The 14,759-nt window shown below is 67.6% G+C and carries 9 protein-coding genes; 7 read left to right on the top strand and 2 right to left on the bottom strand.

All coding sequences use genetic code 11. From position 1 onward, the window contains the following. Window positions 1-963, bottom strand: a 963-nt coding sequence (locus tag NA5_RS31425) for an IniB N-terminal domain-containing protein (RefSeq protein WP_218020199.1), incomplete at its 3' end; no start/stop codon positions are given. 289 nt (window positions 964-1,252) lie between these two features. Here NA5_RS31425 and NA5_RS31420 point away from each other — a divergent pair. From NA5_RS31420 to NA5_RS31395, 6 genes are all read left to right on the top strand, one after another. Continuing rightward, on the top strand, window positions 1,253-3,088 hold the full coding sequence (locus NA5_RS31420; protein WP_062992633.1) for an Hsp70 family protein: 1,836 nt from the start codon (window positions 1,253-1,255) through the stop codon (window positions 3,086-3,088). Continuing rightward, entirely contained in the window at window positions 3,088-5,793 is a 2,706-nt protein-coding gene (locus NA5_RS31415; protein WP_062992631.1) for a LuxR C-terminal-related transcriptional regulator, read from the top strand. Before NA5_RS31420 ends, NA5_RS31415 begins: the two co-directional genes overlap by 1 nt. Before the next feature lie 44 nt (window positions 5,794-5,837). Next, on the top strand, window positions 5,838-6,962 hold the full coding sequence (locus NA5_RS31410) for a hypothetical protein (RefSeq protein ID WP_062992629.1): 1,125 nt from the start codon (window positions 5,838-5,840) through the stop codon (window positions 6,960-6,962). 89 nt (window positions 6,963-7,051) lie between these two features. After that, entirely contained in the window at window positions 7,052-8,416 is a 1,365-nt protein-coding gene (locus NA5_RS31405) for a S1 family peptidase (protein WP_062992627.1), read from the top strand. A gap of 223 nt (window positions 8,417-8,639) precedes the next feature. Continuing rightward, window positions 8,640-9,842 (top strand): S1 family peptidase, encoded by a 1,203-nt coding sequence (locus NA5_RS31400; RefSeq protein WP_443093751.1) that lies wholly within the window; start codon window positions 8,640-8,642, stop codon window positions 9,840-9,842. Between the two features lie 139 nt (window positions 9,843-9,981). Further along, window positions 9,982-10,866: an NRDE family protein gene (locus tag NA5_RS31395; RefSeq protein ID WP_062992625.1), complete on the top strand. Its 885-nt coding sequence runs from the start codon at window positions 9,982-9,984 to the stop codon at window positions 10,864-10,866. A gap of 52 nt (window positions 10,867-10,918) precedes the next feature. On the opposite strand, the gene NA5_RS31390 is transcribed toward NA5_RS31395, so the two are convergent. Continuing rightward, on the bottom strand, window positions 10,919-11,674 hold the full coding sequence (locus tag NA5_RS31390; protein WP_062992623.1) for a DUF8020 domain-containing protein: 756 nt from the start codon (window positions 11,672-11,674) through the stop codon (window positions 10,919-10,921). A 465-nt stretch (window positions 11,675-12,139) separates the two neighbouring features. On the opposite strand from NA5_RS31390, the gene NA5_RS31385 reads away from it, so the two are divergent. Further along, window positions 12,140-14,759 (top strand): (Fe-S)-binding protein (locus NA5_RS31385; protein ID WP_062992621.1); only part of this gene is annotated, 2,620 nt, incomplete at its 3' end.

Below are 14,759 nucleotides of genomic sequence, written 5' to 3'. Positions count from 1 at the left end.
GAGGCCCGTCGCGGCCTGGGCACCCGCATCGACCACACCACCCAGGCCAGCTCCGAACTCGCCACCCGCACCGACCGCGCCGCCGATCCCGGTCTCGAGACCTATAGCTGCCTGGGTGCCCGCATCCACAACACCGCTGAGGCCGGACGAAAGACCAGCGCCCAGATCAACGCCCGCTTGCGCACCGGCGCCAACAGCACCGCCGAGGTCGGCTCCCAGTTGACTGCCCGCTCCGATGACGCCAGTCAGCCCGGCGCCGAGGTCGGCGCCCGCGTCGACTGCGCCACCGAGGCCGGTCTCCAGGCCCGAAATCACCTGAGCGCCGCCGTTGAGGGCTCCCTCCAGACCGGTGCCGACCTGCGCTCCGGCACCGAGTGCACCCTCCAGACCTGCGGCCAGATCGGCACCGACCTGCGCTCCGGCACCGAGCGCGCCGCCCAGCGCACCGCCGAGACCCGTCACGGCCTGCACACCGGCGCCGATGGCGCCGCCGAGACCAGCGGTGAGGTCAGCGCCCGCGCCGACAATGCTGCCGAGACCGGCACCGAGGTCGGCTCCGGCCTGCAGGCCCGCACCGATCGCACCGTTCAGTCCGGCACCCAGGTCGAGCCCGGTGCCCACGTCGAGGCCGAGGTCCGCGCCGAGATCGATATCGGCGCCGAGGTCGACGCCCGCGTCGGCGGCCGCACCGAGTCCGACCGCGGCGGCGGTATTGGCACCGGCGGCGGCACCGGCACCGGCGGCCCCCGCGCCACCGGCCGCCACAATCGCCGACAGTTGCGAGCCGCCCGCGATCAGGGCCGATTCGGCGACCATGGGGGCTACGGCGGCGATATCCTCCGGCGTCACGGCGGGCAAACCGGCAGCTGCCAGCGCCTGTCCGGGGTTCGCGCAATAACCCACCGCGGCCTCGTGGTCGCGCAGCAGGTTGAGAATGAACTCGAGAATCGCGTTGGGTGTCATCGAAATCATCTCCTGGATGAGCGGACCCTGGCGATCCGCAGTCGTTGGAATGCTTTTCACGCTAGGGAGGCCCGGCGTTACTCCGAAACGGGGCGCGCCCCTACTACGCACCACACGTTCCGGTTAGGGGCACGCGAACCGTTAGGGGAATTTCCCCGCAACTTCCCCGACTGAGTAACGGCGGACGCCCAGCAACCGACAGAAGTGTTGCGGCTGGCAGGTCCACTCCGCCTGCCCGTCTACACAACAGCGACTACCGGGCCACACAGTTTTCGAACGGGGTTCTCGAATGACAGAGCGTCTGGCGCTCGGCATCACTGTCGGAGCGTCGAATTCGGTCGCCGTGGCGACCCCGGGGGACGGCAGCGACTATGACAGGGGCCACTCCGGCGACACTGTCATCACCCATCCGAGTGTGCTGCGTCTCGCCCCGCATGCGGCGCCCGCGTTCGGTAGCGGTGCCCGCCCCACCGGCAGGCACTCCAGTGACGTAGTACTCGAGGGCTTCCTGGCCCGGGTCGGTGATCCGGTGGACATCCTCGCCGAGGACGGAACCGCCCACTCCGCAGCGGATCTCGTGGCCACTGCCGTCGGCTGCCTGATCGATGAGATCGGCGCCGCCGCCGCGCATTCCATGGTCGCCTGCCATCCGGCGTGGTGGTCGCGGCATACCGTCGATGTGCAGCGGGCCGCGCTGGATCGCGCTGGCCTGCGCGAGGTGACGCTGGTTCCGGAGCCGACCGCGTCGGCGCGCTGGCTGGAGGCCGCGCACGGCCCGCTCGGCGACGGCATGGTTGTCGTATACGACCTCGGCGCGTCGGGGCTTACCGTCTCGCTGGTCCGCACCGGCACGCATGCGGCGGTACTCGGCGCGCCATTGCGCACCACTGATGTCGCGGGCGCCGAATTCGATCTGTTGACCATGCGCTATGTCCTGGCTAATGCCTTGGGTGGAAATGATTTCGATCCGTTCGATCCGGTGGTGGAACGAGAATTGTCGGCATTGCGCGATCGCTGCCGATATGCGAAAGAAGAGCTTTCCACAAATACCGCGACGGTTGTTCCGGTCCGTTTGAACCCGGCCGATCATCACGCCGAAAACATCCGGCTGGTCCGCGATGAACTCGAGGACCTACTGCGCGGCCCCCTATTGACTTCGCTCGACCTCATCCGAGATGCGGTACATCGCGCCGGACTCGATATCGGCGATATCGACCGGGTGCTGCTCACCGGCGGCGGCGGTGCGATCCCCCTGGTGGCCGAATTGATCTCCACCGAATTCGGACTCCCGGTGGTCGCGGCGCCGCAACCGCGGCTCACCAGCGCGCTCGGCGCCGCCGAACTGGCCGCGGACCTGTTGTCGGTCACCGTGGATCGCACACCGGTGGCGGCCATGGGAAGCAACGCGCGAACCGAGGAACTGCCCACCGTGCCGGTCGAAAAGTCCGCGACCAGCGGTGCGGTGGCCAGCGGTGGCGTTTCACGCGATGACACCGCGCCCAAGAAATCTCTGCCCGAGCCGAGCGACCGATCCCGCCGCAGGCTCAGCGGCCGCCAGCGCGCCGCCATCATCGCGGGTGCGGCACTCCTGCTCGGCGCACTCGCGACCGGCACCGTCGCCATCGGCACCGGCGCGCAGTCCGGCCCGACCTCACCGGCGAACTCGGATCCGACGACCGCATCGGGCGCATCCGTCGTGGCGGCCACCAACGACGGCACGATCACCGGCTCCGCGACGCCCGCCGCGAAGGATTCGCCCGTCGGCAGCGCGAATCCGAAACCTGCTGCGGGACAACCCGGTTCCTCCTCCACGAGCACCGTCGCTGCGGTGAACGGCCAACCCTCGTCCGGTCAGTCCGCCGAAGGCCAACCTGTCCAGAGTCAGCCGACCCAGGGCCAACCGGCTCCCAACCAACCCGCACCGGCGACGCAGCCGTCGGTGGAAGTTCCGGCACCGCAAACACAGCCGACGCCGCAACCGCAGCCCGCGCCGCAACCGCAGCCCGCGCCGCAGCCGCAGGTCCCGACCGCGCCGTCGCTGCCGACGAGCCCCCTCGGCGACACCCTCGGCGACACCGTCGGCGGCGTCGTATCCGCACTGCCCAAGATCCCCGGAGGCCGATAATGGGTGATATCGCCTTCGACACGCTGCCCTGCGCACGTGAGATCTTCCGCGAATTGGACTCCGCCGACCGGGAACCGGTCGTCTATCTCATCCGAGGCCGCTCCGGCTCCGGCAAATCCACCCTCCTGTCGGTGATCCGAGCCCGCCTGCGCGCCCATGGCATCCCATTCCAAGACGATCCCGTAATGCCTGAACATCTTGCAGCGCAAGGCAATTCGGCCAACGGTGCGCATGCGATCGCGGACGTGCGGCAACCCGGCCACGGCGATTCGCCCATCAACCGAGCACCGGGCAACGGCGCGGCCCAGACCATCGGCGACGGACACGCGACCCGAACCGCCGAGAAGCCCACCATCATTCACCGAACCGATGGCACACACCCACGCATCCCACGCCCGGCCCTGATCATCGACAACGCCCACACCCTGAGCGAATCGGATCTCGAATCGCTGTGCGCGACCATTGAATCCGGCCGCTTCACGGTCATTGTCGCGACCCAGCCGCGCCCGCATGATCCGCAGCTGCGCACACTCGCCGACACCGTCGCGCGCCGCGGCCGGGTGGCCGATCTGCGCGCGCTCGGCGTCTCCGATATCGCACCGTTCGCCCGTGAATTGGGCATGGCGGTGCCGCGCCCGGTCGCCCAGCACATCCATCGCCAGACCGCGGGCAGCCGCGGTGGCGTGGTCGCCGCGCTGACCGCCGCCTGTTCGGCCCGCCTCGATGCCGGAATCCGCGCCGTCGACGAAGCCGTCGCCGCCTGGGCCCGTGGCCTGCTGGACAATCTCGAGCCGGATCTGCTGGAAACCCTGGTCGTCGCCACCACCGGCACCGGACTGGACTCCACCGAACTCACCGAGGTGCTCGGCGTGGATACCGCCGCGGCCCAAGATCTGATCGACCGGGCCAGGGCGAGTGCCCTGGTCACCGATGCCGATCTGCTGCTCGAACCCGCCGTCGCACCGCTGCGCACCCTGCTCGGCGATCGCCGCTTCGTGGCCGTGCAGCGTCGCTTGCTCAACGCACGTCTGGATGCGGGTCTGCTGCGCGATCACACCGCGCTGCTGCTCGCCGAATCCGGTGTCCGGGACCAGCGCCTCGCCGAATTCCTTTGTGCCGCAGCCGAAAAGGCGAGTCGCGAGGCCGTGCGCTACTACGCTGCCGCGGCAGCGAGCGGGGCAGATCCGGACGTCATCGCGCTGCGCTGGGCGGAGGCGGCCGCATGCACCGGCGACGGCGATACGGCCATGCGGCTGGCCGAACCGGTGCTGGCCCGCCCTGGTGTCACGGGCGCGGAACTCGCTGCGGCCGTACGGATCTGCGCGGCGGTGCTGACCCGCCGCGGTCTGGTCGGGCGCGCCGCCCAGCTGTATTCCTGGCTCGGCGAACATCGGGTCGGCGCGGATTGGGCGGTCGGCGCGACCGTGCAGTATCTCGCCGGTGATGTGGCCGCCGCCGCGCAGCTGTCCGAATCGGCGACGCAGTGGCCGCCCACCGAGGCCAACGCGCACGCACGCCTGATCGCCACCGCACTCGCGCGCACCATCGTCGAACACGAAACCGGTACTGCCGCAGCCGTATCCGCGCTGATCCAGGCCGCGCAGGCCGATGCGGGCAGCGATCGGTTCCTGCCGTGCACCGCGGTCTCCATCGCGACGCTGCTGTGTCTGAGCACCGGCGAACCGCGCCGCGCCGGTGAGGCGCTGCGCCGCGCCACCACCAGCGGCCTGCGCTGCCATCAGTTGCAGGTGCTCATCGCATGGGCGGCGATGCTCGGCGGTGATGAGCAGGCGGCCGCGACGACCGTCGCCGCGCTGCGAATGGATTCCCTCGATATTCGCGACCGACTGCTCGCGCACGGTGTCGCGGTCGGTCTGGCCCGCCGCGGCGGCGACCACGCCGCACTCACTCGCGCCTGGCAGGCCGCCTATCCGCTCTTCGACGATGTGGACGCGGACCTGCTCACCCTGCTGCCGATCGGCGAGTTGTGGCTGGCGGGTATCCGGCTGCGCGACGAGCGCCGGATCGCACCGCTGGTCGATGCCAGCCTCGCGCTGCTGCGTCGGCTCGAACAGCCGCCCGCCTGGGCCAATGCCTTCCACTGGTACGGCGTACAGGCCGCGATCGCACACGAGAGTCCGGAGGAGCTGCTCCCGCATGCCCGGCTGCTCAAGGCCGCGGCCGAATCCGGCGACCGGCATGCCGCGATCCTCGCCGACGCGGGCCGCACCTGGGTGCTCGTGCTGCGCGGCCAGGTCGCCGCGGCTCCGGTGCAGGCGGCGGTGGCCGGACTCAGTGAGATCGGCCTGACCTGGGACGCCGCCCGGCTCGCGAGCGAGGCCGCGCTGGCCGCGGCCGATTCCGCGACCGCGACCACCCTGTTGAAACTGGCCAGAACCGTCCGTGCCGATGCCCGTCCGCAGGAGTCCGCGGTCCGCCCGACCGCGGCCGTCGCCGCGGGCGACGGACAGGCCGCCGCTCCGGAACGAGTCGCCGACGCGGCGATTCTCAGCGACCGCGAACGTGAGGTCGCCGAACTCGTCCTACTCGGTCTGACGTATCGAGAAATCGGCGCTCGCCTCTACATTTCCGCCAAGACGGTGGAGCATCATGTCGCCCGTATCCGACGCCGGATCGGTGCTCGTTCCCGTTCGGAGTTATTGTCGATGCTCCGCGCCATGGGACACGGCTCGCTGCTGGTGTGATCGGGGTGCGGCCCGATCCGTGACGCCGAAGCGAGGTATTGAGGATGGCCACTGGGGTGGGCCTGCGCATCGCCGAGGACAACTGCACAGCGGCCATCGTCACCGATAACGGCGAACCGACGTTCATCGTCCGCGAGTCGATCCTGCACATGTCCGATGACGGCGACACTGTTCTCGGCGGACCGGCACCGGCCGGTCATACGCATTCGATCGCCGGTTTCGCGTCCGCGGTCGGCGATCCGGCCGGTATCTCCGTCGATGACGGCGAGGCCTACCGGGCCGAGGATCTGGTCGCGACCGCACTGTTCTGCCTGATCAATCTGACCGCCGAACATCTCAACGGCGCCGCCGAGTTCTACGCGACCTATCCTGCGGGCTGGCCGTCGGAGTATGTGCTCTCGCTCCGCGACGCACTGGACTACCTGGGCCTGAAATCGGTATTGCTGGTCAGCGAGGGCGACCTCCCCGGCAGCGATGCCGTCGGACCGGAATTGTCCTACGCCTATGACGCCGCGCGCGCCGCGCTGGCCGCGGTGCTGGCGACCCCGGCGGGCGCGACCCCGCCGGATCCGAGCAATGCCGAGAATTCGACCGTGGTCACCGATGTCATCCCGGCGGTGCCGACGCCCGAGGTGCAGCCGCAGGCCTATTCGGCGGCGATGCCGGTTGCCGCGCCGCTGGTCGCGGCGACCGCGGTCGAGGAGACCACCACACCCGAGCCGCCCCCGGCCGCGACCCGTAAGAAAGACCGCGGCACACCGCTGCTGATCGCGGTCGCGGTCGGCATCGGCCTGATACTCGGCGGCATCGGCGTCGCCGTGCTGTTCCGTGATCCCGGCACGACCCCGGTGCCACCGGTGCGCGACGCCAAATCCGATCAGGTCTCGACGAGCGCGGTCCCGCAGCCGCCGGTGGATCTACCGACGGTGCCGGAAACCACGCCACCGACCACCGAACCGCCCGTCGTCATCACCAGCAGCGAACCGGAGACCACCGAGCCGCCGACCACGACACCACCGACCACAACGCCGACCACCACACCGCCGACCACCACCCGGCCGAGCCGGACCACGACCACCCGTCCCGGCTTCCCCATGTTCACGCCCCCGACGTGGACGCAACTGCCGTGGCAGCAGCCTTTTCCGTACCAGATGGCACCGCCTCGTTGATTTTGTAGCGACCGACTCGGGTTTGTGCCTTAAAGTGATCGGCTGACCGGTGTAGTAGCTGGCACATCCCGTGCCGACGAAGGGACTTCATGCGCAAGTTGGTGGCGCGCAGCGCCGCGGTCAAGGCAGCCTCGATCGGATTCGCCGCGACCGTTTTCATCGCACCCCTGCTCGTCACCACCGCCGCTTCGGCCGAACCGACAGCACCCGGGCAGCTTTCCGCCGAGAGCCTGCCGCCCGAACTCGTCGAGGCCATTTCCCGCGATCTGAAGATGACGCCAGCCGAGTATCTGGAACGCTCGGCCAAGGCGCAGGAGCTCAGCGAATACGCGGAGTCGTTCCGCAGCGAGCGACCGGACACCTACGCCGGGGCCTGGCTCGGCACCGACGGCAAGCCGGTCGTCGCGGTCACCTCGGCCGATGCCGCCAAGATCGCCGCAGCCGATGGCTACCAGACCCATCTGGCTCCGATCTCGGCGAACAGCCTGGAGAACTCGCTGATGCAGCTGAATCAGTGGATCAACACGCTGCCCAAGGAGATCTCGCAGTCGATCAACTCCGTCGCGGTCGACTTCCTCAACAGCCAGTTGGTGCTGTCGGTCGCCAATACGCCGGTCGGGCACGCGCTGAATCTGCCGACCCTGATCGCCAACGTCAAGGTCATCCTTTCACCCAATAGCGGTGGCCCGATCGAGCGCCGTCCGATGGGCGGCGACACCTACATCACCGCGCCGACCTCGCTGAAGGACACCTCGCTGCGCGGTGTCGATGTCTGCTCGTTCGGCTTCAACAGTGTGGATTCGGCGGGTAACGCGCTCAACATCAGCGCGGGCCACTGCGATCCGAACCTGGAGAAGGACGACCAGCACGCCGCGGTCTACCTGCCCAATATCAAGGACATTCCGAACAGCATCGAGCTCGGCAACTTCGTCAAGGCGCGCCTCGGCGGCCCGACCGCGCTGGACTACTCGGTCATCAAGCTCAACGAGCGCTCGGTCAATGCGGGCATGGACCAGCCTTCGGTGCGCGGCTCCAACGGCACCACGCTGACCATCACCGGTACCGCCGAGCCGGTCACCGGCGCACCGGTCTGCAAGTCGGGTCAGTCCTCCACCTTCACCTGCGGATTCGTGGTGGCCGATCGGGTCGAAACCCAGCTGTACACCGCCGAGGGTGTGAGCAAGACCGTGCGCGGCTTCGCCAGCTCGGCCTGCACGCTCGGCGGCGACAGCGGCGGCGCGATCGTCTCGGGCACGCTGGCCCTCGGCATCACCAGCGGTTCCAACGCCGCCGACGCGCCCGACTGCAACGAGGCCAATATCGCGCTCGCCCAGTACGGCGGCACCGCGACGCTCGGCATTCCGATCCGCTCGATCCTGGCCGATATCGACGCCTCCGCGGGCGGCGGTGTCGGCTCCGGCATCGCACTGCGGACCCGTCCGAACGCCGGGTGAGAGGGCTTGTCGGACACCGTATTTGCGACAAACCGAGGGCCGCTCGACTAGTGGGCCGAACAACATCGCGAGATAAGTAGGCATAACCGGCCGGACACCTTAAGGTATGGGCATGCTCCTGCCACGTATAGGTCAGTTCCGATCAGCTGCGCGACAGACCCGGGTCCGAAAATCAGTTATCGCCGCCTCGGCGGCGATTCTGCTGTTCGGTCCAACGGCAGCAGTGGCGAACGCACAACCCGACCAGCCTGCCCTGCCCGCCGACCTGATCGCCGCGGTCGCGCGCGATCTGAAGATCTCCCCCGAGGAGTACTTGCACCGCGCCGATCTGGCCCAGCAGGTCGCGGCATTCGCCACCACGGCGCAGCGTCAGTTCCCGCAGGTCTTCGCGGGTTCGTGGCTCGATGACGGCGGCAAGGCGGTAGTGGCGCTCGCGCAGGGGCCCGGTGCCGATGAGGCCCGTCAGGCGGCCACGTCGGCCGGATTCGAGGTCCGCAATGTGGCCAAGAGCGAGTCGGCGCTGCGCGGTGAGAAGAGCGCGTTCGAGCGCTGGCTGGAGGGGCAGCCCGAGGCGGTCTCCGCGCTGGTGCGCGGTGTGGTGATCGATCCGGTCAACAACAGCATCGCGGTGCGGGTCGAGCAGGCTGGCCTGCCGATGCCGAACTTCGTCGATCCCTCGCGGGTCATCGTGACGGCCCCGCCGATCGCCGGTGAGCAGCTGCAGGCCACCCCGGTCGCGGCGGCGATGCAGACCGGTCCGCTGGCCGGTGGTGACGGGTTCGCTTCGGTCGCCGGGAAGACGTCGCTGCGCTGCTCGCTCGGCTTCAACGGCACCGACCGCAACGGCAACGTCGTGAATATCACTGCGGGCCACTGCAACCCGGACATCGGGTCGGCGGGCTCCGGAAATGCGGCCGGTGTCTACGAGCTGGCCGGTGATCGGCCGGGTGCGCAGGTGGGCACGTTCCAGAAGTCGGTGCTCGGCTCCCAGGACTACTCGATCATCCGGATCAACGATCAGGCCAAGGACCGGTTCAGCAACAACTTCGTGCGCCAGCCGGGCCAGCCGGTCGCGGTCGAGGGCGTCGCGGTTCCGGTGGTCGGTGCTCCGGTCTGCAAGTCCGGTGCGCGCACCGGCTTCAGCTGCGGCATCGTGAACGCCGTCGACCAGACCGTGCAGGTCGGCGACCGGGAACTCACCCAGGCCTTCTCCGCCAATATCTGCGCCCTGCCCGGTGACAGTGGCGGTGCGATCGTCACCGGACGGATGGCGCTCGGCATCTCCAGTGCGTCCTCGGTGGCCGACTTCCCGATCTGCGAGATCCCGAATCTGATCGGTGCGCTCACCGGTAATGCGCCGCAGCTGTTCGCGCAGCCGGTCAGCGTGGTGCTTTCGGACAATCCCGGTCTGAGGGTGAACGACTAGCGGAACCCCGCGAAAGGGCCGACAGCGTCGCCGCTGTCGGCCTTTTCGCTGTCATTGGGGCCGAACCACCGAACTTGCGTCGCCCAGGAGCGAGTAAATGCCCTGTGGGTCCCGGCGACCTTCCGGCATCCTGGAATGCATGTGTTTGGTGTTGATCGGTTGGCGGGTCCATCCGGAGTATCGGTTGATCGTCGCGGCCAATCGCGACGAGTTCTACTCCCGCCCGACCGAGTCGATGCGATGGTGGTCCGAGGTACCCGGGCTACTGGCCGGGCGCGATCTCGGAGCCGTGCGCAAGGTCGCGGGCGATCCGCCGGGCACCTGGCTCGGGTTGACGCGGGAAGGCAAGGGCCGCAATCGATTCGCCACCGTGACCAACGTGCGCAATCCGAAAGACGAACGCGGCGACGCACGTTCGCGCGGGGCGCTGCTGATGGATTTCCTGCGCGACACCCGGCAGACCCGTGAACTACCGGGCCCGGAAAAGTACGTGCTCGATGTCGCGGCCGCCCCCGACGACTACAACGGCTACAACGTGCTGGTCTCGGACCTGGAATCGCTGTGGTGGCATTCCAACCGCAGCGCGCTGCCGCCCCAGGAGTTGACGCCGGGCTTCCACGGCGTATCCAACGGCATGTTCATCACCTCTGCCGCACCGGGCCCGGGGGCGGCATTCGAAGCGCCCCAACCCATTTGGCCCAAGGTTCGCGGCGGTCTGACCGACCTGCGCGCGGTGGTCGAATCGGATCCGGGCAATGTGGCGCGCTACTTCGAGGTGCTGGCCGATCGTACCGAGGCGCCCGATGATCTGTTGCCGCACACCGGCGTTCCGCTGCGGCGCGAGCGCACGCTCTCGGCCAGATTCATCGCCAATGCGCTGCACGGCACCAGGGCGAGCACGGTCCTGCTGGTGCGCGAAAACGGTTCGTTCGAAATGGCCGAGCGTTCCTTCGGACGGTTCGGAAGGTACCGGGGCGAGGAAACCTTCAGCGGCAGTTTGGATCTGCGCGAGCATCAGGCCTGAAACGCAAGCGGCCCGCTCCTGGTGGGAGCGGGCCGGTCGAGTTCGATCGAGATCAGTTCGGCTGCTGGGCAGGCACAGGCTGCTGGGCCGACGCAGGCTGCTGGGCCGGTACCGACTTGTCGGCGAACTTGGTGGTGCCGGGCGCCGCCTGCAGAGTGTTGAGCAGGTCGATACCCGCGAGGGTCAGGATCGGACCACCGACAGCGAGGGTGCCGAGGATGCCACCGATACCCGCGCCCGCGATCGCGGCCGGAATGCAGCCGACACCGAGCAGCGGCAGGCCGAGGATGCAGCCGATGACACCGCCGGCGACGACACCGATGGCGGTGCCGACGAAGCCGCCGACGGCCGTGGCGATGCCGAACTGAGTGGAGAACTCGTTCATTGCCCGCTGGTCTTCATCCGGGGAGGCGATCGGCTTGGCGACGGCGTTGACCGTATTCACCTTTTGCTCGATCTTGACGCTCTGATCAGGGGTCAGTTCGAGGACTTTACCGTCCTCCTTGACAACCGGCTTGACGTCGACCGGGGTCTGGTCGACATTCACGTCGAGCGGCGCCGAGACGACGGTGTTACCGAGCTCGTCCTTGACCGTGTAGAGGTCCGGTTCCTTCAATTCCTCGTCGGACTTCGTCAGCTCGAAGGTTCCCCCCTTGAGGGTCGCCACGACCGTCTTGTCCACGAGCTTGACGGAGTAGCTGATCGGTTGAGCGGCCGCCGGGGCGGGCTCGGCGTGAGCAACTCCGAATCCGATGGTCATCGCGCCGATGACCATCGTGGCAGCCGCGGTGGTGCTGCGGAGATTCATTCAGTTTCCAATCCATCATCAGGGTTGTCCGCGCGCCGCTTCCGTACACGCGAGAGCGCTCATCAACCCGAGGTGGTTGGACCCCGGATTCTCCCCGAGCAGTGTGAAAGACAGGCACATCAAACAGAACGAGGTGAGCGTAATCGAACCGACATGAAGATGCGAGATCGCTTAGTCATACTGTGATCTCAGCGTGACTAAGCGCGCCCTAACCGCCGAATGGGCACCGCACACTGTTTACGGTGGTTGTCGCCCCGAACAGCAGCCGGATCGCGCGATCTTCGTGAAATCCATCACAGGTGGAAATCGGGTCAAGCCCCAGGAAGAAGGGGCATTAACCAACCGCCGATCGTACGATAGACAATTAAGTTACCGGTGGGTAACTTACTTGCAGTTAGGATACGAGCCAACCGGGTGGCGACATCGCCGCCCACGCTCGTGTTGCCTCTAAAGAAAGGTCGCGACATGAATGCCCTGACAGTGACGCTGGGCACGATTGGTGTGGCGTTCAGCCTGTTGGGTTGGGCATCATTCGTTGGTGGCGTCGGCAAGATGACCCGCGCGATCATGATCGGCCAACCCGCGCCGGATCGTTGGCGACCATTCTTCCCGCGCTTCAAGACGATGGTCGTCGAATTCCTCGCGCACACCCGGATGAACAAATTCCGCACGGTGGGCTGGGCGCACTGGCTGGTGATGATCGGCTTCCTCGGCGGTTTCATCCTGTACTTCGAGGCGTACGGGCAGACCTTCGATCCCGAATTCCACTGGCCGATCATTGGCGGCTGGGGCATCTACCACCTGTGGGACGAACTGCTCGGCATCGGCACCGTGATCGGCATCCTGGTGCTGATCGCCATTCGCCAGCTCAACCACCCGCGGGTGCCCGCACGACTGTCGCGCTTCAGCGGTTCCCGGTTCGCTCCGGCCTATGTCATCGAGGCGATCGTCTTCATCGAGGGCATCGGCATGGTCATGGTGAAGGCGGGCAAGATCGCCACCTACGGCCACTCCGAAGCGTGGACCGACTTCTTCACCATGCAGGTGGCCAAGCTGCTGCCCTCCAGCGTGGCGATGGTCGCCATCTTCGCGTTCATCAAGATGGTTTCGGGCAGCACCTTCCTGCTGCTGGTCGGTCGCAATATCAACTGGGGTGTGGCCTGGCACCGGTTCGCGGCCTTCTTCAATATCTACTTCAAGCGTGAGAACGACGGCGGCGTCGCACTGGGCGCCGCGAAGCCGATGATGTCCAAGGGCAAGCCGGTCGATATGGAGACCGCCGACCCGGATGTCGACACCTTCGGCGCGGGCCGGGTCGAGGACTTCTCCTGGAAGGGCTGGCTGGACTTCACCACCTGCACCGAATGCGGTCGCTGCCAGTCGCAGTGCCCGGCCTGGAATACCGGCAAGCCGTTGTCGCCCAAGCTGCTGATCATGTCGCTGCGCGACCACGGTGTCGCCAAGGCGCCGTACCTGCTGGCCGGTGGCCGCAAGGATATGGGTGGCGACGAGGTCGGCCTGGTCGACGGCGACGGCAAGCCCGATGAGGCGAAGCTGGCCAAGATCTCCGAGCTGGCCAAGGCCGAGGCGGAGCGTCCGCTCGTCGGCGGCGAGGATGTCAACGGCATCATCGACCCCGAGGTGCTGTGGAGCTGCACCACCTGCGGTGCGTGTGTCGAGCAGTGCCCGGTCGATATCGAGCATGTCGACCACATCATCGATATGCGCCGCTACCAGGTGCTGATCGAGTCGGAGTTCCCCTCCGAGCTGGCCGGGTTGTTCAAGAACCTGGAGAACAAGGGCAACCCGTGGGGCCAGAACGCCAAGGACCGGCTGAACTGGATCAACGAACTCGACTTCCAGATCCCGGTGTTCGGCCAGGATGCGGACTCCTTCGACGGATACGAGTACCTGTTCTGGGTCGGCTGTGCGGGTGCGTACGAGGATCGCGCCAAGCGCACCACCAAGGCCGTCGCGGAGCTGTTGGCCACCGCGGGCGTGAAGTTCATGGTGCTCGGCGCCGACGAGACCTGCACCGGTGACTCCGCGCGCCGGGCCGGTAACGAATTCCTGTTCCAGCAGCTCGCGCAGCAGAACATCGAACTGCTGAATTCGGTGTTCGACGGTGTCGAGCAGTCGCGCAAGAAGATCGTCGTGACCTGTGCGCACTGCTTCAATGCGCTGAACAATGAATACCCGCAGGTCGGCGGCACCTACGAGGTGGTGCACCACACTCAGCTGTTGAACCGGCTGGTGCGCACCAAGCAGCTGATCCCGGTCGCGTCGGTATCGCAGAATGTCACCTACCACGATCCGTGCTACCTGGGCCGACACAACAAGGTCTACAACGCGCCGCGTGAGCTGATGGAGGCCTCCGGCTCCACCCTCGTCGAAATGCCCAGGCACGGCGAACGTTCCATGTGCTGTGGCGCCGGTGGCGCGCGGATGTGGATGGAAGAACAGCTCGGCAAGCGGATCAATATCGATCGCGTCGACGAGGCGCTGTCCACCTTGAACGGTGGCAACGAACCGTCCAAGATCGCGACCGGCTGCCCGTTCTGCCGCGTCATGCTCACCGACGGTGTCACCGCGCGTAAGGACGGCGGCGAGGTCGGCCAGGGCGTGGAGGTCGTGGATGTCGCGCAGTTGATGCTCGACGCCATCGACCGGGTCGACCCGTCGAAGCTCACCGAAAACCTGACCGTGGTGCAGGAACCGAAGCAGGCCCCCGAGCCGGAACCGATTGCCGCCGAACCCGAACCGGCCCCCGCCGCCGAAGCACCCGCCGAACCGAAGGCGGCTCCGGCCGGTGGCGGTCTGGCGATGAAGGGCGGCGGCAAGGCGCCCGGTGGTCTGGGTATGAAGGGTGCCGCCAAGGCACCAGGTGGTGGGCTCGGTATGAAGGGTGCCGCGAAGGCACCCGGGGCCAAGGCGACCCCGGCTGCCGCCGAGGACACCGCGGCCGAGGCGACCGCGCCCGTCAAGGGTCTCGCCATGAAGGGTCCCGCCAAGGCACCGGGTAAGGGCCTCGGCATGAAGGGCGGTGCGAAAGCGCCAGGAGCCAAGGCGACTCCTTCCGCAGACG

It is taken from the genome of Nocardia anaemiae NBRC 100462 (assembly GCF_001612725.1).
Taxonomy (GTDB): Bacteria; Actinomycetota; Actinomycetes; order Mycobacteriales; family Mycobacteriaceae; genus Nocardia; species Nocardia anaemiae.
The sequence above is the reverse complement of the archived record's forward strand: the minus strand, read 5'-3'. Positions and strand labels throughout refer to the sequence as shown.